Source organism: Pseudomonas fungipugnans, assembly GCF_029955235.1.
In the GTDB taxonomy this organism is placed as follows: Bacteria; Pseudomonadota; Gammaproteobacteria; order Pseudomonadales; family Pseudomonadaceae; genus Aquipseudomonas; species Aquipseudomonas fungipugnans.
This window is the reverse complement of sequence record NZ_JARBWL010000002.1, coordinates 2,782,456-2,807,305: the sequence shown is the minus strand read 5'-3', so window position 1 is coordinate 2,807,305 and position 24,850 is coordinate 2,782,456. Positions and strand designations below refer to the sequence as shown.

The 24,850-nt window shown below is 60.1% G+C and carries 20 protein-coding genes; 10 read left to right on the top strand and 10 right to left on the bottom strand.

Features of this window, described 5'->3' with window-relative positions; all coding sequences use genetic code 11:
• Positions 1-41: 41 nt before the first annotated feature.
• The 5 genes from glsB to POF45_RS28185 all read right to left on the bottom strand — a co-directional run bounded on the left by glsB (position 42) and on the right by POF45_RS28185 (position 5,153).
• Positions 42-950, bottom strand: coding sequence for a glutaminase B (gene glsB / locus POF45_RS28205; protein WP_282317276.1), 909 nt, complete (start codon positions 948-950; stop codon positions 42-44).
• A gap of 150 nt (positions 951-1,100) precedes the next feature.
• Positions 1,101-1,787 carry a GNAT family N-acetyltransferase gene (locus POF45_RS28200; protein WP_282317275.1) on the bottom strand — a complete coding sequence of 229 codons (687 nt, stop codon included), beginning with the start codon at positions 1,785-1,787 and terminating at the stop codon, positions 1,101-1,103.
• 77 nt (positions 1,788-1,864) lie between these two features.
• The gene (locus tag POF45_RS28195) at positions 1,865-2,434 is read right to left on the bottom strand and encodes a YceI family protein (protein ID WP_282317274.1); all 570 of its coding nucleotides are present in this window, start codon (positions 2,432-2,434) and stop codon (positions 1,865-1,867) included.
• A gap of 266 nt (positions 2,435-2,700) precedes the next feature.
• Positions 2,701-3,789 (bottom strand): polyamine ABC transporter substrate-binding protein, encoded by a 1,089-nt coding sequence (locus POF45_RS28190; RefSeq protein WP_409077928.1) that lies wholly within the window; start codon positions 3,787-3,789, stop codon positions 2,701-2,703.
• Positions 3,790-3,851: 62 nt separating this feature from the next.
• Positions 3,852-5,153 carry an NAD(P)/FAD-dependent oxidoreductase gene (locus POF45_RS28185; RefSeq protein ID WP_282317273.1) on the bottom strand — a complete coding sequence of 434 codons (1,302 nt, stop codon included), beginning with the start codon at positions 5,151-5,153 and terminating at the stop codon, positions 3,852-3,854.
• A 147-nt stretch (positions 5,154-5,300) separates the two neighbouring features.
• Between POF45_RS28185 and POF45_RS28180 the strand changes: the two genes are divergently transcribed.
• The 3 genes from POF45_RS28180 (at position 5,301) to POF45_RS28170 (ending at position 11,276) form a co-directional block, all read left to right on the top strand.
• Positions 5,301-6,191 carry a LysR substrate-binding domain-containing protein gene (locus POF45_RS28180; protein WP_259502420.1) on the top strand — a complete coding sequence of 297 codons (891 nt, stop codon included), beginning with the start codon at positions 5,301-5,303 and terminating at the stop codon, positions 6,189-6,191.
• Positions 6,192-6,693: 502 nt separating this feature from the next.
• Positions 6,694-10,734 (top strand): Pls/PosA family non-ribosomal peptide synthetase, encoded by a 4,041-nt coding sequence (locus POF45_RS28175; protein ID WP_282317272.1) that lies wholly within the window; start codon positions 6,694-6,696, stop codon positions 10,732-10,734.
• Positions 10,735-10,742: 8 nt separating this feature from the next.
• Positions 10,743-11,276, top strand: a complete 534-nt coding sequence (locus POF45_RS28170) for a 4'-phosphopantetheinyl transferase family protein (protein WP_259502416.1) — start codon at positions 10,743-10,745, stop codon at positions 11,274-11,276.
• 63 nt (positions 11,277-11,339) lie between these two features.
• Here the strand turns inward: POF45_RS28170 and POF45_RS28165 are convergent, their stop codons facing one another.
• Complete coding sequence (locus POF45_RS28165; protein ID WP_259502407.1) at positions 11,340-12,698, bottom strand: MATE family efflux transporter; 1,359 nt, start codon at positions 12,696-12,698, stop codon at positions 11,340-11,342.
• Between the two features lie 215 nt (positions 12,699-12,913).
• Here POF45_RS28165 and POF45_RS28160 point away from each other — a divergent pair, with 215 nt between their 5' ends.
• The 7 genes from POF45_RS28160 to arsH all read left to right on the top strand — a co-directional run bounded on the left by POF45_RS28160 (position 12,914) and on the right by arsH (position 18,043).
• The gene (locus POF45_RS28160) at positions 12,914-13,075 is read left to right on the top strand and encodes a DUF2986 domain-containing protein (RefSeq protein WP_259503137.1); all 162 of its coding nucleotides are present in this window, start codon (positions 12,914-12,916) and stop codon (positions 13,073-13,075) included.
• Between the two features lie 243 nt (positions 13,076-13,318).
• On the top strand, positions 13,319-14,866 hold the full coding sequence (locus tag POF45_RS28155) for a sensor domain-containing diguanylate cyclase (RefSeq protein WP_259502406.1): 1,548 nt from the start codon (positions 13,319-13,321) through the stop codon (positions 14,864-14,866).
• Between the two features lie 441 nt (positions 14,867-15,307).
• Complete coding sequence (locus tag POF45_RS28150) at positions 15,308-15,820, top strand: DinB family protein (RefSeq protein ID WP_282317271.1); 513 nt, start codon at positions 15,308-15,310, stop codon at positions 15,818-15,820.
• Positions 15,821-15,897: 77 nt separating this feature from the next.
• A complete protein-coding gene (locus tag POF45_RS28145; RefSeq protein WP_259502402.1) occupies positions 15,898-16,383 on the top strand; it encodes a DinB family protein in 486 nt (161 codons plus the stop codon).
• 85 nt (positions 16,384-16,468) lie between these two features.
• Entirely contained in the window at positions 16,469-16,816 is a 348-nt protein-coding gene (locus tag POF45_RS28140; RefSeq protein ID WP_282317270.1) for a metalloregulator ArsR/SmtB family transcription factor, read from the top strand.
• A 49-nt stretch (positions 16,817-16,865) separates the two neighbouring features.
• Entirely contained in the window at positions 16,866-17,336 is a 471-nt protein-coding gene (locus POF45_RS28135) for an arsenate reductase ArsC (RefSeq protein ID WP_282317269.1), read from the top strand.
• Between the two features lie 11 nt (positions 17,337-17,347).
• Entirely contained in the window at positions 17,348-18,043 is a 696-nt protein-coding gene (arsH, locus tag POF45_RS28130) for an arsenical resistance protein ArsH (RefSeq protein WP_259502397.1), read from the top strand.
• Positions 18,044-18,115: 72 nt separating this feature from the next.
• Here arsH and POF45_RS28125 read toward each other — a convergent pair whose 3' ends face one another.
• The 4 genes from POF45_RS28125 to POF45_RS28110 form a co-directional block, all read right to left on the bottom strand.
• Positions 18,116-18,988, bottom strand: coding sequence for a DNA/RNA non-specific endonuclease (locus POF45_RS28125; RefSeq protein ID WP_259502393.1), 873 nt, complete (start codon positions 18,986-18,988; stop codon positions 18,116-18,118).
• A 228-nt stretch (positions 18,989-19,216) separates the two neighbouring features.
• A complete protein-coding gene (locus POF45_RS28120) occupies positions 19,217-19,972 on the bottom strand; it encodes a methyltransferase domain-containing protein (RefSeq protein ID WP_431978622.1) in 756 nt (251 codons plus the stop codon).
• A 137-nt stretch (positions 19,973-20,109) separates the two neighbouring features.
• Positions 20,110-20,796, bottom strand: a complete 687-nt coding sequence (locus POF45_RS28115) for a hypothetical protein (RefSeq protein ID WP_282317267.1) — start codon at positions 20,794-20,796, stop codon at positions 20,110-20,112.
• A gap of 157 nt (positions 20,797-20,953) precedes the next feature.
• Positions 20,954-24,736, bottom strand: coding sequence for a beta strand repeat-containing protein (locus POF45_RS28110; RefSeq protein WP_282317266.1), 3,783 nt, complete (start codon positions 24,734-24,736; stop codon positions 20,954-20,956).
• Positions 24,737-24,850: the final 114 nt, after the last annotated feature.

Here is a 24,850-nt window from a genome sequence, read left to right as displayed (position 1 = left end):
CCGGACACATCAAGTACAGGCACCCCGCTCCCACAGTGGCTTTAGAAGACCGACCAGCCGATCCGCTGACTGAGCAACTCCAGCGCCGCCATGCCCGCCAGCGAGTTACCGGCTGCGTTCAGTTCCGGCGACCAGACGCACACCGTGAACTGCCCCGGCACCACCGCGACAATCCCGCCGCCCACGCCGCTCTTGCCGGGCAGGCCGACGCGGTAGGCAAAGTTGCCCGCCTCGTCATAGAGACCGCTGGTGGCCATGATCGAATTGACTTGCTGGGTCTGACGCGCGGTCAGGATCTGTTCGCCGCTGTGCTTGCAGAAACCATCGTTGGCCAGGAAACAGAAGGCCCGAGCCAGGTCCACGCAACTCATGCGTAACGCGCAGTGGCTGAAATAGCTGCGCAGAACCGCTTCCACGTCGTTGTGAAAATTGCCGAAGGATTGCATCAGGTAGGCCATGGCGGCGTTGCGCGCACGGTGCTGGTATTCGGAGTCGGCGACCTTGCCGTCCACCATCACCTGCGGATTGCCCGACAGGCGCCGCACGAAATCGCGCATCGACAAGGCCGGTGCGGCAAAGCGCGACTGGTTGATGTCGCAGATCACCAGCGCGCCGGCATTGATGAAGGGATTGCGCGGACGACCGCGCTCGAATTCCAGCTGCACCAGGGAGTTGAACGGCTGGCCGGACGGCTCGTGACCCAGGCGTTCCCAGATCGCTTCGCCGGAATGTTCGATGGCCTGCACCAGGCTGAACACCTTGGAAATACTCTGCACCGAGAACAGCGTGTGCGCATCGCCGGCGCAATACAGTTCGCCGTCGTTGCCATACACGGCAATGCCCAATTGATTGGCCGGCACCGTGCCCAGGGCCGGAATGTAGTCAGCCACCTTGCCCTGGCCGATCAACGGCCGGACTGCGTCAAGGATCTCGTTCAACAGCGCTTGCATGCCGGGTTCCGAAGTCTCGCCCCATGGGATTGCGGGGACACTCACGCTAGACGCCACGGGAGCGCGGCGGATCACAGTTTTGTGGGTGCAATGACACTAACAAAAATCTCACAGACACTAAAAACCCCTGTGGGAATCACCGAATAGTGCTCAGTCCAGACTCAAACGCCCCCGCACAAACTCCCCGGCCTTGCGCGTCAGCTGATCCAGATGCCGATCCCGCTGTTTTTCAGCATCGATCATCGCTCGTTTGCCGTGTTTTTGCAGGAGGTAAGTGTGAATCTGCCGCACTTCCAGCGAGCTGTAGATGGGCGCCGTATCCAGCAACCCCATCAAGCCGCCGCTGCGATGGTCGCGGGTGCTCATCAGCACCTGGGTCGCGCGTGCGCCCACCACTTGAAAGTCCATTGCTTCGAAATACGCCACCTTGGCCACCGCGCACGTCAGCTCGGCATGGGGATAGCGCGCCAGCATTTGCTGCACCATCAAGCGCGCCACGCCCTGACGTCGATGACCGGCCTCCACCGCCATATAGGCCACGCCGCACGCCTGGGCATCGCCCTTGACCGGCAGGTACAGCAGGAAGCCGATGACCTTCTGCGGGTCGTCATCGTCCATCGCCACGATCAACTCCACGGCAACGCCTGTGCTGGCGTTCAACGCCTCCAGATACAGGTGAACTTCATAGCCGATGGCGTACTGATAGACGTTGTACAGCAGGTTGCTCGGCGGCAATCCCACGGCGCTGATGTCGGTCAGGTTGTCGACCACCAATTGCAGGATCTGGCTGTTGACCGATTCGGGACACGGGCTGTTGAAGTGGTGAATCTGGGGCATTGCGGGACGGACTCCGGGGTTGGGCGTTGATGCTGTTTTGGCGGGCTGGCGCATTGTAGCGTGCTAACCCGCAAAACCTAATGCTCCGGCGCCACGATCCGAAAACGGATGTTGATGTCTTTGGAGACCACCGTGTCCGCCCACTCCCCCGCACCGATACCGAAGGCGTCGCGGTTGAGCACGAACTGCCCGTCGAACACGCCAATGCCGTTTTCCGGTTTCAGCAGTACTTGCACCTGCACTTCGCGGGTGATGGTCTTGAGGGTGAGATTGCCGGTAAACAGGTAGCTGTTGTGGCCCAGATCCTGAACGCGGGTGGACACGAACGTGCCGACCGGATACGTGACCGGGTCGAACCAGGCGGCTTTTTGCAGTTCGGTGTCGGCATCGCTGCTGCCGGCGTCGATGCTGGCCATGTCGATACTCAAACTGGCGTGGGCGGCGGCGGGTTTGTCGGTGTCGAAATCGAGCGTGCCGCGAAATGAACCGAACGTGCCGTAGGTGCGCGAGCCCATCTGGTTGAAGGTGAAACTGATCTGGCTGGCGGCGGGGTTTACGCGGGTGTAGTCGACGGCGTGGGCGCAGGGGGCGGTGCAGAAGATGAAAGCGGCCATCCATGGAGCGAAATACGGCAGGCGACGCTTCATGGGGGGACTCCGGGGACGTGAGCAGCCAGACCTGATGGCGGATGGCGCGTTGTAGGAGCTCCACCAGCAATCACTGTAGGGAATAAAGCAAAGAATTGCTGCTTATGCCAATGCCGATGATTCAAAGGCAGACACATGCCCCCCTGTGGGAGCGAGCTTGCTCGCGATAGCGGTGGATCAATCAACAATGATGCTGAATGTAATCCCGCCATCGCGAGCAAGCTCGCTCCCACAGGGGTTTTGCGTCATACCAGGGATCGCGGGAACTACGTATTGGTCTTCAGCTTCGTCCACAACCGTGTCGTCAACCGGGCGATGTTGGCCGGCAGGTCCTCGACTGTGAACAGCTTGTCCATCACGCTTTTCGGCGGATAGATCGCCAGGTCCTGCTTCACCTCGGGCACCACCAGTGCGTCCGCCGCCAGGTTGGGGTTGGCGTAGTGGATGCTGTTGGTGATATTGGCAATCACCTCGGGCCGTAGCAGGTAATTCATGTAGGTGTAGCCGTTCTTCTCGTGCGGTGCGCTCTTGGGCATGACCACCATGTCCAGCCACAGGGTCGAACCTTCGTCGGGAATCGAGTAGCCGATCTGGATGCCGTTTTTCGCTTCCTTGGCGCTGGTCGCGGCCTGCACCACGTCGCCGTTGAAACCGATCACCGCGCAGATATTGCCGTTGGCCAGGTCGCTGACGTACTTGGAGGCATGGAAATACTGAATGTACGGGCGGATTTTCATCAGCGCCTGCTCGGCTTTCTGATAGTCCGCCGGCTCGTGGCTGTGGTGTGGCAAGCCCAGATAGTTGAGGGTGATCGGCAGGATCTGGGTCGGATTGTCGATGATCGCCACGCCGCACTGGCTCAACTTCTTGATGTTGTTCTCATCGAAAAACAGGCTCCAGGAATGGGTGACATCGACGTTGCCGAAGATCGCCTTGATCTTCTCGACGTTATAGCCGATGCCCACCGTGCCCCACATGTAGGGATAGCCATACTGGTTGCCCGGGTCGTTGACCTCGAGCTTTTTCATCAGCGCCGGGTCGAGGTTCTTCCAGTTCGGCAGTTGGCTCTTGTCGAGTTTCTGGATCGCGCCGGCCTTGATCAGCCGCGACAGGAAATGGTTGGACGGACTGACCACGTCATAACCGGTGTTGCCCGTCATCAGTTTCGATTCGAGCACTTCGTTGCTGTCGTGAATGTCGTAAGTGGCCTTGATCCCGGTTTCCTTGGTGAACGCAGGCAGGGTGTCATCGGCGATGTAGCCGTTCCAGTTGGAAATGTTGACGACTTCATCCGCGTAAGTCGCCGCCGAAAACGCTGTGAGTACGGCCACGAGCAAGTGCTGTCTGGCGTGCATGTTCATCACCTTCTTAATGAAGCGCTGTTGTTATTGTCGTGCGGTTGTCGGTTGTTGCTGTTCTAGATTTCTGTCCTGGCCCTGACCGCCTCCAGTTGCATGCGAATCCGTGCGCCGATGTCGAAGAACGGCCGGGGCGGCAGCCAACCGGGTTGGGCCCGTTCCATGACCGCATCGAGTAATGGCGAGCTCGAACCCGAGGCCAGCTCGGCGAGCAAGCGGCCCCAGAGGCTGCCCCGCGCCACGCCCGAACCGTTGCACCCGGCCACGGCAAACAGACCCTGTTCAACCTGGGAAAAATACGGTTGCCCGCTGCGCGAGGCGCTCAGGTGGCCGGTCCAGGTGTAGCGGATGTCGGCTTCGGTCAAGCCGGGAAAGCGCCGCTGCAAGCCCAGCGCATGGTGTTGTCGGCGCACGGCCAGATCGCCGAGGGACAAGTCTTTGGTGCGGTATTCGGCGGTGTTGCGAATCATCACCCGACGGTCCGGGGTCAATCGCACCGTGGCGCCAAGCGGCCGGGTGGACAACACGCCCCACGGCTCGACGCTGCCGATGGCGCGAAACTCGGCGTCGGTCAAAGGCCGGGTGAGGCTGGCGCTGAGTTCCATCGCGAATGTGCCGCTGTCCGGGATGCCGCTGCGGGCAACGAACGCGTTGAGGCACACCAGCACGCGTTTGGCCTCGATGCTGCCGCCGAAGCCATTGGCACGCAGGCGCCCTTTGCTCGTGCGCTCCAGACCGGTGATGTCGGTGTTTTCATACAGCTTGACGTTGGCCGGCAGCGCCTCCAGCAGGCCTTTGACGTACTTGGCCGGTTGCAGCAGGCCATTGCCGTTGCCGCACCAGATGCCGGCCTGGTAATGACGGGTGCCGAGTTTCCGGCTCAGTTGTTCACCTTCCAGAAACTGCGCCGAAGCGCCGACGGCGTTGAGTGTTTGCAGCTTGGCTTCGACATGGTCGAGCTTGTCGGGATCGTTGACGGCGAAAAAGTAGCCGCTGTCGCGAAAGTCGCAGTCAATGCGGTGACGGGCAATCAGCGTGCGCACTTCTTCACTCGCGGCACGGGAAATCGACGTGTCGACCTGATAGTCGGCAAACCCCGAACGATCGATCAACTCGTCACCGACCGGGTTTTCATGGGCCACCACAAAACCGGAATTGCGCGCCGAAGCGCCCTGCGCCGCCCGTTGCCGATCAACGACCACGATGCGCGATTGCGGGTGCATCGCGGCGAGCGAGTGGGCGGCAGATAAGCCGGTTATACCGGCGCCGATGATCAGCCAGTCCGCCTGCTGAGTGCCGCGCAGGCGATCTCGCGCCGGCGACTGTGCCGTTTGCGCAATCCAGCCACATACATTTTCCATGCTTACCTCATCGACTGTTCCGCCCGGCCCAATGACATGCGCTTTTCGCATGCAGGTTCTTTGTTGGCGGCTTGCTGTCGCTAGAATTTATTGGGTCTGTGGTGATATAACCAACGTTATAAATTCATCGAGCCATTCGGAAAACGCATGGACAAGATTCGTCACGTTCCTTCGCTGCAAGCCATGCAGGCACTGATGGAAGTCGCCGAGTCGGGCAGCTTCACCCAGGCGGCGCAACGGCTGTGCCTGACCCAAAGCGCGGTGAGTCGACAGGTTCAGCAGCTGGAAAGTCATTTCGGTGTGCCGCTGTTTGTGCGCAGCAGCCGCAGCGTGCACCTGACCCCGGAAGGCGAGCAGGTGTTGGCCAGCGCCCGCAGCATCCTCGAACAGCTGAAAACCCTGGAAGAGCGACTGTCGCCTCAAAATCGCCCGTTTCGCATCCGCATGCATGTGTCGCTGGCGGTGCGCTGGTTGCTGCCCAGGCTGAGCGACTTCTATCGCCGGCATCCGCAGATTTCCCTGTCCATCGAGACGGTCGCCACCGAAATCGTCGAACCGGCCAGCGACAGCGATGCGTACATCATTTATCTGCCCGAGCCGTCCAGCGATCCGGCGAGCCTGACCTTGTTCGAGGAAGCGCTGGTGGCGGTCTGCGCGCCGGGGTTGGGCACGCTGGATTCGGTCGATGACCTGCAACACTTTGCGCTGTTGCATGGCTCGGCGGACCAGCAAGGCTGGCGTCGATGGCTGGCGGCCAATGGCGGCAAAGCGCTGAGCGAGTACCGGCACATCCCCTTCAACCTCGACGAGCTGGCGCTGGACGCGGCGGCTCGCGGCCTGGGTGTGGCCATGACGGACAGGGTGCTGGCCGAAGAATCCATTGAACGCGGGGTGCTCGTTGCGCCGTTGGGGCGGCCGCTGAACACCGGGGGGGTGTATGCGGTTTTCCTGCAACCGGGGGCGGCGTTTCATCCGGCGTGTGAGCCGGTGATGCAGTGGTTTGCCGAGCAGAGTGGGCGACCTGGCGCGAACCACTAACCTGCAAACACTGCAATTCCCTGTGGGAGCAAGCCTGCTCGCGAAGAGGCCGTGTCAGTCGATATCCAGGCTGGCTGACACTGCGCTTTCGTCGGAACGCCGCCCGGAGCAAGCTCGCTCCCACAGGGTTGTTCGTCGACCTCCTACCTGCTTTGTCCGGTCGTTCAACTGCCGTACAGCTCACCTCTGACATATTTCCTCACACACTCGCCTTGAGCGAGCTGTGCGCGATCTTGTGCCTTGGCATTTACGGCGTCGGACCGTGGCGAATGTATCGAAATAGAAACAGATTGAAATATTAGAGACACAAAGTTCCGATCAGTTAAGGCCAAAACACCGCAAAACCCCGTGGAAGCGAGCTTGCTCGCGATGAGGCCAGCACCTTCAACATCGACGTTGACTGACCCACCGCTATCGCGAGCAAGCCCGCCCCCACAGGGTTCACGCCTTGATTGACCAGGCACTGCACTCCCCCTTTTTAAACACAGCGAATCCTGCCCCCATGAATAACGTGACCCTGCTGGAGCCTAGTCAGACCGAACAGTTGTCGGACGTGCTGTACGGTCCGATTCAACCTGAACTGCTGCGCGAGGAAGTACTCGCCGACTTGCTCGAAGCCAGTGCCCGTCGCCATCCGGAGCAGATCGCGCTGATCTGCGGCGAGCGCCAGCTCAGCTATGGCGAACTCGACCGGCAAGCCGGCGAGGTGGCCTCGAAGCTGATTCAGGCCGGGGTGCAGCCGGGGCAGATTGTCGGCCTGTGGTTGCCACGGGGGCTCGACTTGCTGGTGATGCAAGCCGGTATCGCCAAGGCCGGCGCGGCGTGGTTGCCGCTGGATCAGGACACGCCCGTGGAGCGCCTGCAGATTTGCATGGAAGACGCCAGCGCCGTGGGCATCGTGAGCTGTGATGCACTGGCGCCGGCCCTTGGCGAAACAGGCCTGACACTGTGGACCGCCGAAGCGCTGCTGGCGCCGACCGACGCGCCGCTGGTGCGCCGTTGCGGCGCCCTGCCCGACCACGCGGCCTACGTGATCTACACCTCCGGCTCGACCGGCAAACCCAAGGGCATCCTGATTTCGCAGCGCAGCATCTGCCACTTTTTGCGCAGCGAAAACGCGATCCTCGGCATCCGCGCCAGCGACCGGATCTACCAGGGTTTTTCCGTGGCCTTCGACATGTCGTTCGAGGAAATCTGGATCGCTTACCTGGTGGGCGCCACGCTGTGGATCGGCCCCAAGGAAGCCAGTGGCGACCCGGAAGTCTTGCCGCGCCTGCTCAACCAACAGCGCATCAGCGTGCTGCACGCCGTGCCGACCCTGCTGGCGCTGTTCAGCGAAGACGTGCCGGGGCTGCGCCTGATCAACCTCGGCGGCGAGATGTGCCCCGAATCACTGGTCGAGCGCTGGAGCAAACCCGGCCGACAAATCTTCAACACCTATGGCCCCACCGAAGCCACCGTCTCGGCGAGTCTGGCGCGATTGTCGCCGGGGCGGCCGGTCACCATCGGTACGCCGCTGCCCAACTACGGCTTGCTGGTGATTGCCAATGAAGCCGAGGTCGGCAACGGTCGGGCGCCGACCCTGTTGCCCCGGGGCGAAACCGGTGAGCTGTGCATCATCGGCCCCGGTTTGGCTGACGGTTATCTGGGGCGCCCGGACCTGACAGCGGAAAAATTCCTGGGCAACCCTTGGGCCACTGGTTTGCACGATGCTCGCCTGTACCGCACCGGTGACCTGGCGCGCATTGACGTTGACGGTCAGGTGCAGTGCCTGGGCCGTGCCGACGATCAGGTGAAAATTCGCGGCTTCCGTGTCGAGCTGGGGGAAATCGAAGCCCTGCTCGCGCAACAACCGGGCGTCGGCACCGTGGCCGTGCTGTTGCGCAATGAAGATGGCATCGACCAGTTGATCGCCTATCTGGTGTGCGACGACGCACCGCCTGCGAACCTCACCGCAGGGCTGCGCAAGGCCCTGCAAACGCAACTGCCGTCCTACATGGTGCCGGGGCGTTTTGAATGGCTCGAAAGCATGCCACGCCTGACCTCCGGCAAAATCGATCGCAAAGCCCTCAAGGCCAGGCCATTGAGCGTCGATACCCATGGCGCAAGCTCGGAATCCGATGCCGCGCAAAATGCCGCCGAAACGGTGTTATTCGCCGCGTTGGCGAGTCTGTTCCCGGGACAGCCGATTCGCCGCGACGCCGATTTCTTTACCGACCTGGGCGGCCACTCGTTCTTCGCCGCGCGCCTGGCGTCGGCGTTGCGCGCCGACCCGCGGTTCACCCACATCACTGTGCGTGACATCTATCAACAACGGCGCATTGGCGCCATCGCCGTCGTGCTTGCACAAACGCCAGAAGCGGCTGAGGCCCCGGTGCAATGGACCCCGCCATCGGCCTGGCGTCGCTGGCGCTGCGGTCTGGCACAGGCTGTTGCCTTGCCGGTGATGGTCGGCCTGCGCATGACCCAATGGCTGGCGCCATTCTTCACCTATCACTACCTCACCGGCGCACCCGGCGACTCGGTCCCAGTGGCGACCGTCGCCTCCATCGCGGTATTCCTGCTGGCCACAGTGCTGCAGTTCGCCATCGCGCTGGCGGGCAAATGGCTGATCGCCGGACGCCTGAAACCCGGCGTCTACCCACTGTGGGGCCTGACCTACTTCCGTTGGTGGGCGGCTGATCGCATGGTCGAATCGGCGCCGGTCTACCTGTTGAGCGGCTCGTCGCTGTACCCGCTCTGGTTGCGTGCGCTCGGGGCTAAAATCGGCCAGGAGGTGATCATCGGCGCCGCCGTGGTGCGTGCACCCGACCTGCTGGAGATCGGCCACGGAGTCAGCGTCGGCAACGGTGTCAGCTTCGAAAACGCCCGCGTCGAACGCGGCCAGTTGCACCTGGGGCAAATCACCCTGCAAGGCAACGCCTGCGTCGGCTCCTACGTGATCATGGAAGGCAATACCAGCGTCGGCCACTTCGCTCATCTGGAAGGCCAGTCAGCGTTGGCCGACGGTCACAGCGTGCCGGCCGGACACATCTGGCAAGGCTCGCCGGCCCGCGACACCGGTACCTTCGACATCCAGAACCAGCCGGCCCGCCCGGTGGTCAGCGCACGCCGTTTGCTCGCGGAAAAACTGTACTTCGTGTTCGGCATCCTGCTGATCGCCACGCTGTTTTTCATCCCGGTGTTCCCGACCTTTTTCCTGCTCGACTGGTTCGACAGCCAGCAGATCCTGTCGGGGCTGCAAGGCGATAGCGTGGCGCTGCAACTGGCGCGTTATTTTGTCCTCGCGTTCCCGGCCAGCGCCGTGCTGATCGTCGTCACTGCACTGGCCTGCGCCGCCCTGCGCTGGATCGCCCTGCCACGGCTCAAACCCGGGCATTACCCGGTGCACAGCAACACCTATTGCGCCAAATGGCTGGTCAGCCACATCCAGGAAGCCAGCCTGAACGTGCTGTCCGGCATTTATGCCACGGTCTATGCACCGTTCTGGTATCGCCTGCTGGGCGCCAGGGTCGGGCGAGATGCGGAGATCTCCACCGCCCAAGGGGTGATTCCGGACATGCTGACCCTGGGCGATGAAACCTTTATCGCCGACGCCGTCATGCTGGGCGACGAACGCATCGATGGCGGCTGGATGAGCCTGCAACCGACCGTGGTGTCGCACCGCAGTTTTGTCGGCAACGGCAGCTACATTCCGGACGGCACCGTGCTGCCGGAAAACGTCCTGATCGGCGTCCACTCCAGCGTTCCGCTCAACAGCGAAATGGCCGACGGCGACACCTGGCTTGGCTCGCCACCGATCAACCTGCCGGCCCGCGAGCAAGTCAGCGGCTACCCCGAATCCCTGACCTTCCGCCCTTCTCCGCTGCGCCGTCTGGCCCGAGGCCTGATCGAAGGCGTGCGCATCGTCACCCCGCATGCGACGGTGATTGCCGTGGGTTACACGGTGATGCTCGACCTGATGCCGATGGCCACTGAAGATCGCTGGGGCGCGGTACTCGGTTATCTGGCGCTGATCGGCCTCGCCTACAGCCTGGGCAATTTCCTGTTCGTGGTGGCGTTGAAGTGGCTGGTCATGGGCCGCTATCACAAACGCGCCGACCCGATGTGGACGCCCTTTGTCTGGCTGTCCGAAGGCATTACCAGCCTCTATGAAGGCATGGCCGCGCCGAACTTCCTGCGCTACCTGCGAGGCACACCGTGGCTGCCACTGGCGTTCAATCTGCTGGGCTGCAAGATCGGTCGAGGCGTGTACATGGACACCACCGACATCACCGAATTCGACTGCGTGACCATCGGCGCCGACAGCGAGCTGAACGCCGGCGCCTGCCCGCAAACCCACCTGTTCGAAGACCGGGTGATGAAAATCGACCAGGTCATGATCGGCGAACGGGTGTACATGGGGCCACGCAGCTCGGTGCTGTACAGCGCCGTAGTCGGCAACGACGCGCACCTCGGGCCGCTGACGCTGGTGATGAAAGGCGAACACATTCCGCCGGCCAGCCGCTGGGCAGGTTGCCCGGCGGCACCGGGGCGGGCGTGAAACACGAGATGCTGAAGCGGCTGTCCGATGGCGTGTGGCTGGTCAGCACCGAGCATCCACCGGGGACGCGCCGCGAGGAGGCCCGGTTGCGGATTCGTGACCGCGTGCGGGCAGTCTTGGCGGATGAACTTGGGCTGTCGGTGGAGGCAATCAGCGTTGTCAGCCAGCCCGGACAGGCGCCTCTGTTGCTGATTCGAGGATTGTCGCAGCCGGGGTTGTCGATCAGCCATGAGCTCGGATTTTCCCTGGCGGCGATCAATTTGCACGGGCCGGTCGGGGTTGATCTGATGCGGATGCAGGCCGGGACGGACTGGCAGCCGGTGGCCCGGGATTATCTGGGACCCGAGGTCACTGCGCGGTTGCTGGCGACGCCTGAGTACCAGCGGCCATGGGCGTTTGCCCTGGCCTGGTGTAAGCAGGAAGCGCGGCTGAAATGCCACGGACACCGACTGGTTGAATGGGCCTTGGCGCCGACGATGGCGGCACCGGTGATTGAGTTGGACCTGCCCTACCCCTATGTCGGCGCGATTGCCACGCCCTGAACCCAAACACCCCCCCCTGTGGGAGCGGTGGATGACGGGGATCGGCCATCCATCCACCCTCGCCTACACCAATCGTTCGATCTTCTGATGCTGCCACACCAGCTTGTAATACAGCGTCTGCAACACCAGCATCCCCAGATAGGCCACCGGAAACGCCATCCACACACCCTGCAAACCGAACTGCCCGTCCAGCCAGTACGCCACCGGCAACTGCACGCACAGCACACAGAAGATCGATACCGCCATCGGCACCAGCACCGTGCCGCTGGCACGCATGATGCCGCCGATGATCGCCTGGAAGCCGAACACCAACAGACTCCAGAGCATGATATGCAACAGATGCTCAGCCATGGCCCGCGTCGAAGGATCGGTCAGGAACAACCCCAGCAACCAGTGCGACAACAGATAACCCAACAGCACCAACCCACCGGTCAGGCACACGTTGATCAACAGCCCGGTACGCAGAATCGGCGCCATGCGCTCCAGCCGCCCGGCCCCGATCGCCTGCGCGCCAAGAATCGACGCGGTGATCGCAATCGACAACGCCGGAAACTGCACATAATTGACGATCTGCGTCACTGCGCCATAGGCCGCCGTCGCCTGGGAACCGTGCTGATTCACCAGCGCCAGAATCACCAGCTCCGAGGCCGACAACACCACCATCTGCAACCCGGTCGGCAAGCCGATGCGCAACACCTTGCCGAGAATGTCCCTGTCCAGACGCATCGCCGCAAACATCTCGCGATCTGGCGCCAACGGATGCCCCTTGCGAATCAACCGCCACGCCAGCCAACCCATCGCCGTCAGGTTGCCCGCCAACCCGGCATACGCCGCACTCTGAATCCCCATCGGCGGCAACCCCAGCCAGCCGCGAATCAATGCCGGCGTCAGCGCCAGACCCACGGCGGTCGAGACCAGCAAGGCAATCAACGGCGAAACCGTATCACTCACCCCACGCAACAACTGGGTGAACAGCACATACACCAGCAACGACGGCATGATCCACATCATCACATGGGCATACGCCACCGCGTCATCCAGCACATCCGCCGGCGTCCCCAACCCCTGCAACGCCGGCCGCGCAAACACACTGCCCAACACCGCCGCCACCAACCCGATCATTGCCCCCAGCAGCAACGTGGTCGCGGCAATGGCCTTGACCATATGCGGCTCGCGAGCGCCCCAGGCTTGCCCGATCAACACGCCAGCGCCGGCACCGAGGCCGATGACCAGGGCGATGAAGAAGAAAACGATGGGGAACATCCCGGACACGGCCGCCAGCGCCTGAGTGCCGAGCATCTGGCCGATGTAGATACTGTTGACCGTGCCGGACATGGACTGCAGGAAGTTCGACAGGACCATGGGCGCGAGGAACAGGAGGTAGGTTTTCCAGAGGGGGTTCGGGCTGGTCGCGGTTTGCATTGAGCGTGCGTCTCGGGGTGGGGCGGGGTTTGGGGATTCTACGCCAGGGGAAGTGGGATCGGGAGGTGGTGATTGGCGAAGCGGGCAAGATTGATCCTGGCCGCTATCGGCCCAGTCCCCGTGAACAGACATTCGGCCGCGCAGCACCTGCGTTCGTGCGCGCCGGCCCAATTTTGGCTGGTATCATTCAAGAAATTGCAAACCGAGTAGAAAAAATGAATCGTCGTAAAAAAATAAAGCAGCTATTAAAGGCTCACGCGAAAAAGGCCAGTGCCAAACTGGCACCGCCAAGCAAGTCTAAATACATTAGTAAAGCTGACCGATTGAAGCTGGCGGCTGAATCCGCTGAAGGCGCAATCATCTCCTCTGAGGGCTGATCGATGGCGTGAGCACCCTCGCTGAATACCGCATTCGCACGCTCACGGAGTCAATGAAAACGGGCGCCGTGAAGGCCCGTTACGTTTGCCGCAAAGCCATTGGAGGCCAACAGCGACGGCCCGGACTCATCCACAAATCAGGCGATCGTTTCATCAGCCCTCCTGCCCCTCTCAGAAAAAAATCCTCATTGGAAAATATGGCATACGCTTAATGCCATTATGCGAGCCACATGGACGGGTTTTATGCTTACAAAAATGGCCTCAATTTTTGACGTTGAGTGGGTGGATGCCAAGCTCAAGGTCGGTCATGTCGTTCTGTTTGTCGCGGCAGTGTGTGTTTCGTTGATCGCGATCAGTATCTGGGGGGTGTTCAACTCTCTGGAGTACCACTTGCACGACAAGGAAACGGAGATGTCGAACCTCTCCAAGACCTTGTCTTCCAGTATCTCGGCCACGCTCACTCAAGCGGACACGGTGATCCTGGGGGTTAAACAACGGCTTGAGGCTGAAGGACCTGATCCGGAGAACATAAAGAATCTAGGCGAGATGCTGAAAGTCCAGCAAAAACACCTGCCGCAAATACATGGTTTCTTTATTTATGATGAAAACGGGCGCTGGCTGCTTAATTCGAATGGCCCCATTCCGGCAGGCGCAAACAATTCGGACCGCGACTATTTCATTTATCACCGTGATCACACCGATGCGGCTTCCTTTATTGGCCCGGCGATACACAGTCGCTCGACAAACGACTGGATCATTACAGTGTCAAGGCGCATCAATCATCCAGATGGCAGTTTTGCCGGGGTAACGATTGCCACCATTTACCTGAAATATTTCCTCGGGCTTTACGATGATATAGACATTGGTGAAAACGGCGCTATCACCCTTGCATCGTCATCAGGGCGGATTGTAGTACGCAAACCCTTCAACGAATCCGACGTCGGCACTGACATATCCAGCGGGCAAGCGTTTGCCCTGTTAACGCCCGGGGTAAATTCGGGAACAGCCATCATAAAATCGTTTATCGACAGTGTAGAGCGGGTCACCAGCTTTCACCGTATCGATGGCTATCCGCTGGTGGTCATCGCCGCGTTTGAAAAAGACGAGGTACTGGCGGACTGGCGCAGTGAGTCCCTCGCCAGCCTGGTCATCTCATCGGTCCTGTTAATGGTTCTGAGCTTCCTCGGTTATCGACTCATCACGCTGATGAGCCAGCAAATACAAGTTCAAAAAGAACTGCAACTTGCTCAGAAAACCTACATTGAAGCGAACAAGGCGCTCGGCCTGCTTGCGCTCGAAGATGGACTGACGGGGCTTTCAAATCGCCGTCAATTTGATTTTTTCCTTGAGACTGAAACCAGCAGAATAAAACGCAGATCAGACAATGTTGCGCTGATCATGATTGATGTGGATTTGTTCAAGAAGTACAACGATCACTACGGTCATGTACAAGGCGATGAATGCCTGAAATCTGTAAGCGCCATTATCAGAAACAATGTCACCCGCACCGGGGATCTTGCTGCAAGGTATGGAGGCGAAGAGTTTGCCATTATCCTTCCAGACACAGATTACGTTGGGGCTTTTCTGATAGCCGAAAGAATTCGCACCGAACTGGAGAAAAGTGCGATACCGCACAGTGAGTCGCCTATGGGGGTAGTGACGATCAGTGTTGGCATCAGCTCGTTGTCGGGATCGAAGACTGAGACGCCCGAGAACCTGATCGATGTTGCAGACAAGGCGCTGTATATCGCCAAGTCGAGTGGGAGGAACCGGACGGTTATTTCCAACTGAACAATCAATCGCCGCTCTGTTGGGACCGGGCCTGCGGGCGGCGTATTTCCTGAGGCACCGCTCCATACCCAACACATACCCCCGAAGCCCGGCCTTACCAGCCTGGTGCCGATCAGCTAAGACACAAAACCTGTGGGAGCGAGCTTGCTCGCGATGGCGGTGGGTCAGCCGACATCAATGTTCAATGACGGACCGCTATCGCGAGCAAGCTCGCTCCCACAAGGTTTGCAGTGTTCAACGCCATAACTGACCGGCATTAACCTTATCAGCCGGGCTTTTTACGTTCTAACCGTTTGGCTCCAGATACGCACAGACCAGGTGCACAAGTTCGTCTCTCAGCTCCCGGGATTTCAACGTTCCCCGTCGAGTGGCGTAGGTCGCTCCTGCAAATCAATATATAAATATCTTACTCACATTCCCCAATGGCAGAAGGAACTGATCATGAGCGCTTCACCCTTGCTCGGCACACTGTTTGGCTATCACGCCTGGGCCAATCGCGAACTGTTGAAGAAGATGGAAGGCTTTGATCCAGTGCGCCACAAGGACGAACTCCACAGCGCATTACGACTGGTCAATCACGCCCACCTGGTCAGTCGGATATTTGTGGCGCACCTGACTGGCAAGGCGCACGGATTTGCCGTGGACAACCCGACACAAACCCCGTCGCTGGCGGAGCTGAGTGTCACCGTAGCGGCCACTGACCGGTGGTATATCGAATACGTGGAGAGCGTGACGCCGCAACAACTGTGCGAATCCGTGGCCTTCGTTTTTACCGATGGGGACCATGGCTGCATGTCCCGTGAAGAAATGCTGACCCACGTCGTCACGCACGCCGGTTATCACCGTGGTGAGGTGGGCCAGATCATGAAGCAGCTGTCGATTGAGTTGCCATGGGATACATTTGCCGTGTACCTGCACCGCGCTGAGCCTTCGCGTCGATCGAATGCGCTGTGAACGCCCCCACGCACTCAAGGAATTGATCGACGTGACGTTGCGGATACCCCTTGGTTCGATATCAAAAGGACGACATTGTGAACTCGGTACAAACGCTTACACGCTACAAGGCCTGGGCAGACGACACTTTTTTATCGGTGCTGGAAAAGCTGCCTGAATCCCAACTGATTGCGCCCCGTCCGATTTTTTTCGGTAGCCTCATCCGCACGCAAAATCACTCCTACTCCATGGACTTCGTGTGGCAGTGTCACTTGCTTGGCAAACCGCATGGCCTGGCCACGCGCAATCCAGCCGATCATCCGTCGATCCAGGAGCTGGTCGCCGCGCAACGGGAAATCGACACCTGGTACGTCGACTACGCCGATTCGCTGAGCGAGGATCAGCTGGCTGAGGTGATCGAGTTTCAGTTCATCGGCGGTGGCGCTGGCGCCATGTCCCGCGAAAACATTCTGCTGCATGTGGTCAATCACACCACTTATCACCGGGGCCACATCGCCGACATGCTGTATCACCTCGACATTGCCCCTCCCGTGACAGACCTGCCGGTCTTTCTCAAGGCTTGAGCCGGTCAAGTGGCTCTGATTCGAGCTTGCGCAATACATATGGGAAACCGTATATTCGGAAAACCATATGTATTGAGCCGCGCCCATGCTGAATCCTGCCGAAGTATTCAAATGCCTGTCCGATGAAACCCGCGCACGGGCCACCCTGCTCATCACGCGTGAGGGTGAGTTGTGCGTGTGCGAACTGGTCTGCGCGCTGGACGACAGTCAGCCAAAAATCTCCCGCCATCTCGCCCAGCTTCGTACTTGCGGGCTGCTTCTGGATCGCCGCCAGGGGCAATGGGTGTACTACCGGCTCAATCCTGACTTGCCGACGTGGGTACGCACCGTTCTTAAGACCACGCTGACCGCCAACGCCGACTGGCTTGAGCACAACAGCGCCCGGCTTACAGCGATGGGCGACCGCCCTGTCAACGCGACTGCCTGCTGCTGATCGTTGCCTGTCGAGATTGCTCATTGTTCGTCCGATACCAGGAGCCACCATGCGCGTTTTGTTCATGTGCACTGCCAATAGCTGTCGCAGCATTCTGTCCGAAGCCATGTTCAATCATCTTGCACCGCAGGGTTTCGAGGCCGTCAGTGCCGGCAGTTTTCCCAAAGGACAGGTTCTGCCGCGCACCCTGACCACGTTGCACGAGGCCGCCATTGCCACGGACGGTCTGAGCAGCAAAGGCAATGACACCTTCGAAAGCAATCCACCGGACATTGTCATCACCGTCTGCGACAAGGCCGCCGGTGAAGCCTGCCCCGTCTACTTCGGGCCCGCGTTGAAGGCCCATTGGGGGCTGGAAGACCCCTCGGATGTGAAGGGCGACGAAGCCGTGGTTGGCGCCGCCTTCCACGCCACCCTGGCGCGCATCGAAACCCGCTGCCGGGCGTTCTTCGCCCTGCCCTTCGCGCAACTTGATCGCGCCGCACTCAAGCGCGAACTCGACCGCATCAGCGACCTGTAACCGGAGCCCCCATGACCGACTCGATGCCCAATCTCGACGTCTCACTGATTCAACCCAATGCCAGTGATCGCGACGGCCAGCACCCGCCGCGAATCCTGCTGCTGTACGGATCGACGCGCGAACGTTCGTTCAGTCGGCTGCTGGTCGAAGAAGCCGCACGACTGCTGCAGCACTTCGGTGCCGAGACGCGGATCTTCAATCCTTCAGGTCTTCCACTGCCGGATGACGCCCCCAACGATCACCCGAAAGTTCAGGAATTGCTGGAACTGATGCAATGGTCCGAAGGCCAGGTCTGGTGCTCGCCCGAGCGCCACGGTGCCATGTCGGCGGTGTTCAAGGCCCAGATTGACTGGGTGCCGCTGGCGCTGGGTGCCGTGCGCCCGACTCAGGGCAAAACCCTTGCGGTCATGCAAGTCAGCGGCGGCTCGCAGTCGTTCAACGCGGTGAATCAGCTTCGTGTGCTGGGACGCTGGATGCGCATGTTCACCATCCCCAATCAATCGTCGGTGCCGAAGGCCTATCTGGAGTTTGACCAAGAGAACCGCATGAAGCCGTCGGCGCTGTATGACCGGGTGGTGGATGTGATGGAGGAACTGGTGAAATTCACCCTGTTGCTACGCGGTCACCCGGAACTGGTTGACCGTTATTCAGAGCGCAAGGAATCGGCGCAGGAACTGACTGAACGGGTGAATCAGCGGTCGATCTGAATGCTCGCTTGATCCATGAATGAAGCACCCCATCGCTTGCCTCCAACCGTTGGGGTGCGACTCGTCAGGCGATCAAGTACGCCCTACCGAACCGGAGATGGGCAGATTGCCCAGCAGCTTCAGGCCGGTGCTTTTGACGAAAGCGTCATAGTCCATCGGTTTCTCGATACGGGTTTCAGCATTGGGCAGTACGTAGGCCCAGGCCCGCTTGGACGATGCGTCGTAAACCAGCTTGAACAGGCGGGTCGGCACCCAGACCTTGTTCTCGCCAATGGTGCTGTGGCCCGAGTCAAACAGCGGGCCGGTAAAGACAAACACATTGCCATCGGCGCGCTTGGCAAATTTCCTGACATCAGACTCGACCTTGCTCCAGATCTTGCGGTTGTTGGTCGGGTCTTGCGGCACCATGTTCGACAGCGCAAAGGATTGCGCCATGGCATTGGGGTTCGGCGCATCGGCTGCCGGGGATTGATGCCCACGGTCGACCGCTGGATGTTGGCCACGGTAGTCGCTCAACTCTGCCCGCCCACTCTTGGGAATGCGTGGGTCGGGGTAGAACTGGTTGGTGCGCTCCTCCCCTTTGGCGTCCTGCAGCTGGGAGGCGTTAAGGCGTTCGACCACGATCAGCGGCGTCTTGCTGGTTTGCGAGTACAGCACCGCGAAGTTATCGGAACACAGGGCCATCGGGTTCATGGTTGCCGGCACGGTGGCCACGTTGATCGGTTTCGCGGCGGGGAACAGCTCTGCGCAGCCGTCAAACGAGGCCTGTTTCTGTTGGTTTGAATAAAGGTCCAGGGCCGCGCTCTGGCTGATCGAGCCCGAGCGGGAGGTTTGTTCCTGATGCTGAGTGGGCGGCTTGAGGAGATCCAGCAGACTGCGGGCTTGTGCCCCGGTCGAGAGCAAAACAAGGGCTGACAGCCCAACTGCAATTTTGCGTAGGTGCATGCGTTAAATCTTCGAATTGGAGGGGGGATAAACGTACGGCGAGTGCCGATTCACGGAACCAGATGGCGGCGGTTGCTGATTAATGTGCGGCGAGCATGCTTTCACTGTCCTTGATCAAAAATACCGATGCGGACCCGATCGGGTCCGAGCAGCACGAACGCTGGAGATCGTGCGGGGCTTATTGACCAGCCAAAGTCGGATTAGTGCTGAGCGGCGTGACAAGGTTTTTTACTTCGGCTTGCGCGCCCAAGCACCAAAAATCATGTCGCCAATAAAGATGTTCTGCGTGTGCGTACGCTCTTCGTCCAACCGTTGCTGCAGGGTTTCAATCTCGATTTCACCTGCCGTTGCGACGCCATGGGCGAGGATTCGCGGCAAGCAGGCTCGCACGATATAGCCCAGGCTGCTTGGGCTGTCGGGCGTTTGCACCAGACATTCTGCCCGGACATTTTCGACGCTCAAGCCGGCTTGCGTGAAGATTCGATAAAGGTTGAAACCGATATGCAGGTCTGCCCCTTCATGTTCAATCATGCGTTTTATCCAACCCTGAGCCTGCGTGTGCAGGGGAAATGCACCACGGCTGGCGGGGACCATGGTGGTGTCATGCTCCTGGAATACAAAGAGGCCGCCGGGGCGCAAACGCTGTGTCAGTGCGCGTACAGTCGCCACGGTATCGGCCTGATACATCAGCACTCGACGGCCAACGATCGCGTCAAATTCGCCCAGCGACTCGGAAATATCAAGCAGGTCGCTTTCGATGAAATCCGGCGCGGCCTGGTCTTCAGGGTTGATCCGCTGGCGTGCGATGGCAAGCGCATTGGCATCACGATCGGCGCCCACGACAGCTCCCGTGTTTCCAACCAGAGCGGCCAGCAGGAACGTCACGTCTCCCGTGCCGCAACCAACGTCAAGGACGCGCATGCCTTTACAGAGGCCTGCCTCGATGAACAGACGCTCGGTAAAATCCGCTTTGATGTTCGACACCGACATACTCCTTGGTTTGTCCGCAAGTCTGTCTGCCGGGTGGGTACTTTGCAATGTCCGCCTGAGTCGGCGGGGAGAAAGCGGTCCGATGGCTAGACCAACGTGACCGCCTGCAGACTCTGTATCACCGCCGAAAATCAGAGATTGGGCACTGGCTGCTGAAGCTGGATGCTGACCAACATCTGGCCGTGTTCAGCATTGCCCGCGACGCGTCCCCAGCCCGAGGCGGTCCCCATTTCGAACAGGGTGGCCTTGGTCGGATCGGGGCCGAGCACCAGGCCGATAACGAACATTGCGTAGTCATACGAATACTGCTGAACCGGCTTCAGGGCTGCGCCATCCGCCGCGAAAAACACGGTGCCATCTGGATCGATCTTCAACGTCGGTGCGTACGGGTACACCTTGTTGTCCACCGGACCCTGGGTGTAATACGTGCCGCTCCACAGCGACAGGTTGATGGGTGCAAATGGCGACGAACCTGCCACGTGCTTATCGTTGAACGTACCTGATACCGAACTGTTACCCGATGCGTTGCTAAAGCGCAGGTTCGCGGTTGTGCCGCCTATGACCGTGTTGGTAATGACGAGATTATTGTCGTTGAAGGTGCAATGGCTCCCCAGGGAAAACTGCTTCGACGTTACCCCATCGGCACACAGTGTGACCGTGGCAGAGTAGGTGCTCACCGGCTTGCCGCCTGAACCGAGAACGGTAAGTTGCTCCGTGTCAACCATGATGAAAGAGCCGATCTTCACGTCCAGCATGTAGAAGCCTGTAAACGGAATCAGAGCTTGAACGGGGGATTGCTGATCACTGATGAGGGTCATGTTTTTGTCCTGTCCATGGAGAAGGAGACAGAACTATAGTTTGCTTTGGAGTGTGTATTTCTTTATTTGCCTGGCGTTGAAAATACCGTCCAGCCCATCCCTGACAGCGCGACCAGAATCTGGCCGGGCGAATGCCAGACGGTACGCAATATCGCGGTTATTCCTCGGATTTATTCACGATATTTTGATCTTCATCGACCTGATACGGCGTATCCGCCTCTACGCCGTTTTTGCCGGTCCTGGCGACCACGTTGGTGTAGCGCTTGCCGTCCCAGCACCTGAAAATCAGCGTCGAGTTCTCGCCGCCCGTCAGCGTTGAGCCAAGGCTGCCGATGAGCCTGCTGCGGGCACCCGCTGTCAGCACGCTGTTCTTGCCGGCAGTGAGCGTGCTTCGGTCGCCGGCCATGAGCACACAATCGTTGCCGGCAGTCAGTTTGCTGCGATCGCCTGCGGTGAGGTAGCTGTTGCTGCCAGCCAATAGTTTGCTTCGGTCGCCCGCTGTCTGGGTGCTGTCTTTACCGGCAATCAGCTTGCTGCGTTCGCCGGCCATCTGGATGCTGTCGGCGCCGGATATCAGCGTGCTGCGGTAACCGGCGGTTTGCGAGCTGCCCTTGCCGGCGATCAACATGCTTTTATGCCCGGCAATCTGGGTGCTGTCATGGCCCGCAATCAGTGAACTTCGATGACTCGCAATCTGATTGCTGCCGTATCCGGCGGTCAGGCTGCTGTGCATGCCGGACGTCAGGCTGCTGCCATAGCCTGCCGTCAGCACGCTGCGAAGTCCGCTGATCAGGGTGCTGCCGTAACCCGCCGTCAGGAAGCTGCGAATGCCACTGGTCAAGGTGCTGCCATAACCGGCAATCAGCGAGCTGTCCTGCCCTGCCGTTCCGGTGCTGCCGTAACCGGCGGTGAGCGTGCTGTCGCGCTCGGCCGTCTGCGTACTGCCATAGCCGGCCGTCAACGTACTCTCGTAGCCGGCGGTCTGGGTGCTGCCGTAACCGGCGATCAATGAGCTGGCAAAGCCAGCCGTTTCAGTACTGCCGTAGCCCGCGGTGAGCGTGCTGCTGTCTTGAGCGGTCAGCGTACTGCCATAGCCCGCCGTGAGCGTGCTTTCGTAGCCAGCGGTCTGCGTACTTCCATAACCTGCGACCAGTGAGCTTTCGTAGCCGGCGGTCGACGTGCTGCCATAACCGGTGGTCAGGCTGCTTTTGTAGCCAGCGGTTTGAGTACTGCCGTATCCGGCGATCAAGGTACTGCTGTAGCCAGCGGTTGAGGTACTGCCATAACCGGTGGTGAGTGAGCTTTCTTCCTGGGCAGTCTGGGTGCTGCCGTAGCCTGCGGTCAGGGTGCTTTTGTAGCCTGCCGTTTGAGTGCTTCCGTATCCGGCAATCAGTGAGCTTTCAAAGCCGGCGGTTGATGTGCTGCCGTAGCCGGTCGTGAGCGAGCTGATTTCCTGCGCCGTTTGGGTGCTGCCATAGCCCGCCGTCAGCGTACTTTCGTGACCCGCTGTCTGGGTACTGCCATAACCGGCAATCAATGTGCTTTGGAAGCCTGCCGTGGACGTACTGCCGTAACCCGTGGTCAGCGAGCTGTTGTCCTGAGCGGTTTGCGTACTGCCGTAGCCAGCGGTCAGGGTGCTTTCATAACCCGTGGTTTGAGTACTGCCGTAGCCTGCGATCAGCGAGCTTTGGAAGCCAGCCGTGGACGTGCTGCCGTAGCCGGTGGTCAGGGAGCTGTTGTCCTGGGCGGTTTGCGTACTGCCATAGCCGGCGGTCAGAGTGCTTTCATAACCCGTTGTCTGCGTACTGCCGTAGCCCGCGATCAACGAACTGCTGTGGCCGGCGGTTGAGGTGCTGCCATAGCCGGCAGTGAGCGAACTGCTTTCCTGAGCGGTCTGGGTGCTGCCATAGCCTGCGGTGAGGGCACTTCGGTAGCCGGCGGTTTGCGTACTGCCGTAACCGGCAATCAACGAACTGTCGTAGCCCGCTGTCGAGGTGCTGCCATAGCCCGCCGTGAGTGAGCTGTCCTCCTGAGCGGTTTGGGTGCTGCCATAACCAGCTGTCAGGGTGCTTTCGTGACCGGCAGTTTGCGTGCTGCCGTAGCCGGCGATGAGCGAACTGTCAGGGCCGGCAGTCCCGGTACTGCCATAACCGGCGGTGAGTGAGCTGCCTTCCTGGGCAGTCTGGGTGCTGCCATACCCCGCTGTCAGGATGCTGCCATGACCGGCGGTCTGGGTGCTGCCGTACCCTGCGATCAGCGAGCTGTCGTAGCCACTCGTTCCGGTACTGCCGTAACCGGCAATGAGCGTGCTGCTTTCCTGAGCGGTTTGGGAACTGCCATAACCCGAGGTCAGAATGCTTTGATAGCCGGCGGTCTGGGTGCTGCCGTAGCCTGCAATCAACGCGCTTTCGTGCCCGGCGGTTTGCGTACTGCCGTAACCGGAGGTCAGCGAGCTTTCCGGTCCAGCGGTGCCCGTGCTGCCATAGCCGGCGGTGAGATCACTGCCCTCCTGCGCCGTTTGCGTGCTGCCATAACCCGCCGTCAGCGAGCTTTCTCCTCCGGCGGTCTGGGTGCTGCCATAACCGGCGATCAGTGAGCTGTCGGATCCAGCGGTGCCGGTGCTGCCGTAGCCGGCAGTGAGGTCACTGCCTTCCTGTGCCGTTTGCGTACTGCCATAACCCGCTGTCAGCGAGCTTTCTTCGCCGGCGGTTTGCGTGCTGCCATAGCCGGCGATCAGTGAGCTGTCGGATCCAGCGGTGCCCGTGCTGCCGTAGCCGGCAGTGAGGTCACTGCCTTCCTGCGCCGTTTGCGTACTGCCATAACCCGCCGTCAGCGAGCTTTCTTCGCCGGCGGTTTGGGTGCTGCCATAGCCGGCGATCAGCGAGCTGTCGGATCCAGCGGTGCCGGTGCTGCCGTAGCCGGCAGTGAGGTCACTGCCCTCCTGCGCCGTTTGCGTACTGCCATAACCCGCCGTCAGCGAGCTTTCTTCGCCGGCGGTTTGGGTGCTGCCGTAGCCGGCGATCAGCGAGCTGTCGGATCCAGCGGTGCCCGTGCTGCCGTAGCCCGCAGTGAGATCACTGCCCTCCTGCGCCGTTTGCGTACTGCCATAACCCGCCGTCAGCGAGCTTTCTTCGCCGGCGGTTTGGGTGCTGCCATAGCCGGCGATCAGCGAGCTGTCGGATCCAGCGGTGCCCGTGCTGCCATAGCCGGCGGTGAGATCGCTGCCTTCCTGCGCCGTTTGCGTACTGCCATAACCCGCCGTCAGCGAGCTTTCTTCGCCGGCGGTTTGCGTGCTGCCATAGCCGGCAATGATCGAACTATCAGAGCCTGACGTTCCGGTGCTGCCGTATCCCGCAATCAGCGTGCTGCGATCGCCAGCGGTTTCGGTACTGCCATAGCCGGCGATGAGCTGACTCTGATTTGCACCCGTGAGCGTACTGCCATACACCGCTGTCTCCAGCGTTTGTGGGCCTTGAATAGTTGCGTGTCGATCAATATCAAAAGTGCTATCAGCGGTCGCGGGCGAAGCGGGGAAATCCCCCTTCGTTTCTGTGCGAACTTCAGGAAAAACAAATGTTTCATTCAACGCAACTGTGGAAGACGCATAACTGGCAATATTCGCCGAAATATAGCCCGCCGCGCTGTTTCTTGTGCCGACGTGAACAACTTCAGCACGCGGAAACTTGACCCCGCCCTGCGCATCCAGAAAGATGATATCGCTCACCGCAACTTCACAAATAACCCACCGGGCGTCAGCCTGCATATTCAAATGCGTGCTCGCCCCTTTGCCCCATAGCAGCCCGGCCAGCCCATTCTCGAGCTTTCGGGTGGGTTCCCAATATTTACATTCGACAACACCGGAAACAGGCCATATCTGGCCACAGTGATCGGACATATTATTGGCACAGGTGCGCAAGACCAAAACTTTGTCATCGTTCATCTTAAAACCCTCATAACATTAAGTTACAAAAAACATCTTCGTATGTGCATGCCTAAAATAGCACCTAATGTATGAAGATCAGACGTTGACAATAAGTCTGATCCAAACCACGCG

What these genes read in the sequence shown, in the direction of transcription:
- POF45_RS28180 (WP_259502420.1), top strand. Translation starts at nt 5,301, where the DNA reads ATGGACAAGATTCGTCACGTTCCTTCGCTGCAAGCCATGCAGGCACTG.
- glsB (WP_282317276.1), bottom strand. Translation starts at nt 950, where the DNA reads ATGCAAGCGCTGTTGAACGAGATCCTTGACGCAGTCCGGCCGTTGATC.
- POF45_RS28200 (WP_282317275.1), bottom strand. Translation starts at nt 1,787, where the DNA reads ATGCCCCAGATTCACCACTTCAACAGCCCGTGTCCCGAATCGGTCAAC.
- POF45_RS28110 (WP_282317266.1), bottom strand. Translation starts at nt 24,736, where the DNA reads ATGAACGATGACAAAGTTTTGGTCTTGCGCACCTGTGCCAATAATATG.
- POF45_RS28155 (WP_259502406.1), top strand. Translation starts at nt 13,319, where the DNA reads ATGCTTACAAAAATGGCCTCAATTTTTGACGTTGAGTGGGTGGATGCC.
- POF45_RS28195 (WP_282317274.1), bottom strand. Translation starts at nt 2,434, where the DNA reads ATGAAGCGTCGCCTGCCGTATTTCGCTCCATGGATGGCCGCTTTCATC.
- POF45_RS28175 (WP_282317272.1), top strand. Translation starts at nt 6,694, where the DNA reads ATGAATAACGTGACCCTGCTGGAGCCTAGTCAGACCGAACAGTTGTCG.
- POF45_RS28160 (WP_259503137.1), top strand. Translation starts at nt 12,914, where the DNA reads ATGAATCGTCGTAAAAAAATAAAGCAGCTATTAAAGGCTCACGCGAAA.
- POF45_RS28135 (WP_282317269.1), top strand. Translation starts at nt 16,866, where the DNA reads ATGCGCGTTTTGTTCATGTGCACTGCCAATAGCTGTCGCAGCATTCTG.
- POF45_RS28170 (WP_259502416.1), top strand. Translation starts at nt 10,743, where the DNA reads ATGCTGAAGCGGCTGTCCGATGGCGTGTGGCTGGTCAGCACCGAGCAT.
- POF45_RS28150 (WP_282317271.1), top strand. Translation starts at nt 15,308, where the DNA reads ATGAGCGCTTCACCCTTGCTCGGCACACTGTTTGGCTATCACGCCTGG.
- POF45_RS28190 (WP_409077928.1), bottom strand. Translation starts at nt 3,789, where the DNA reads ATGCACGCCAGACAGCACTTGCTCGTGGCCGTACTCACAGCGTTTTCG.
- arsH (WP_259502397.1), top strand. Translation starts at nt 17,348, where the DNA reads ATGACCGACTCGATGCCCAATCTCGACGTCTCACTGATTCAACCCAAT.
- POF45_RS28115 (WP_282317267.1), bottom strand. Translation starts at nt 20,796, where the DNA reads ATGACCCTCATCAGTGATCAGCAATCCCCCGTTCAAGCTCTGATTCCG.
- POF45_RS28125 (WP_259502393.1), bottom strand. Translation starts at nt 18,988, where the DNA reads ATGCACCTACGCAAAATTGCAGTTGGGCTGTCAGCCCTTGTTTTGCTC.
- POF45_RS28185 (WP_282317273.1), bottom strand. Translation starts at nt 5,153, where the DNA reads ATGGAAAATGTATGTGGCTGGATTGCGCAAACGGCACAGTCGCCGGCG.
- POF45_RS28140 (WP_282317270.1), top strand. Translation starts at nt 16,469, where the DNA reads ATGCTGAATCCTGCCGAAGTATTCAAATGCCTGTCCGATGAAACCCGC.
- POF45_RS28165 (WP_259502407.1), bottom strand. Translation starts at nt 12,698, where the DNA reads ATGCAAACCGCGACCAGCCCGAACCCCCTCTGGAAAACCTACCTCCTG.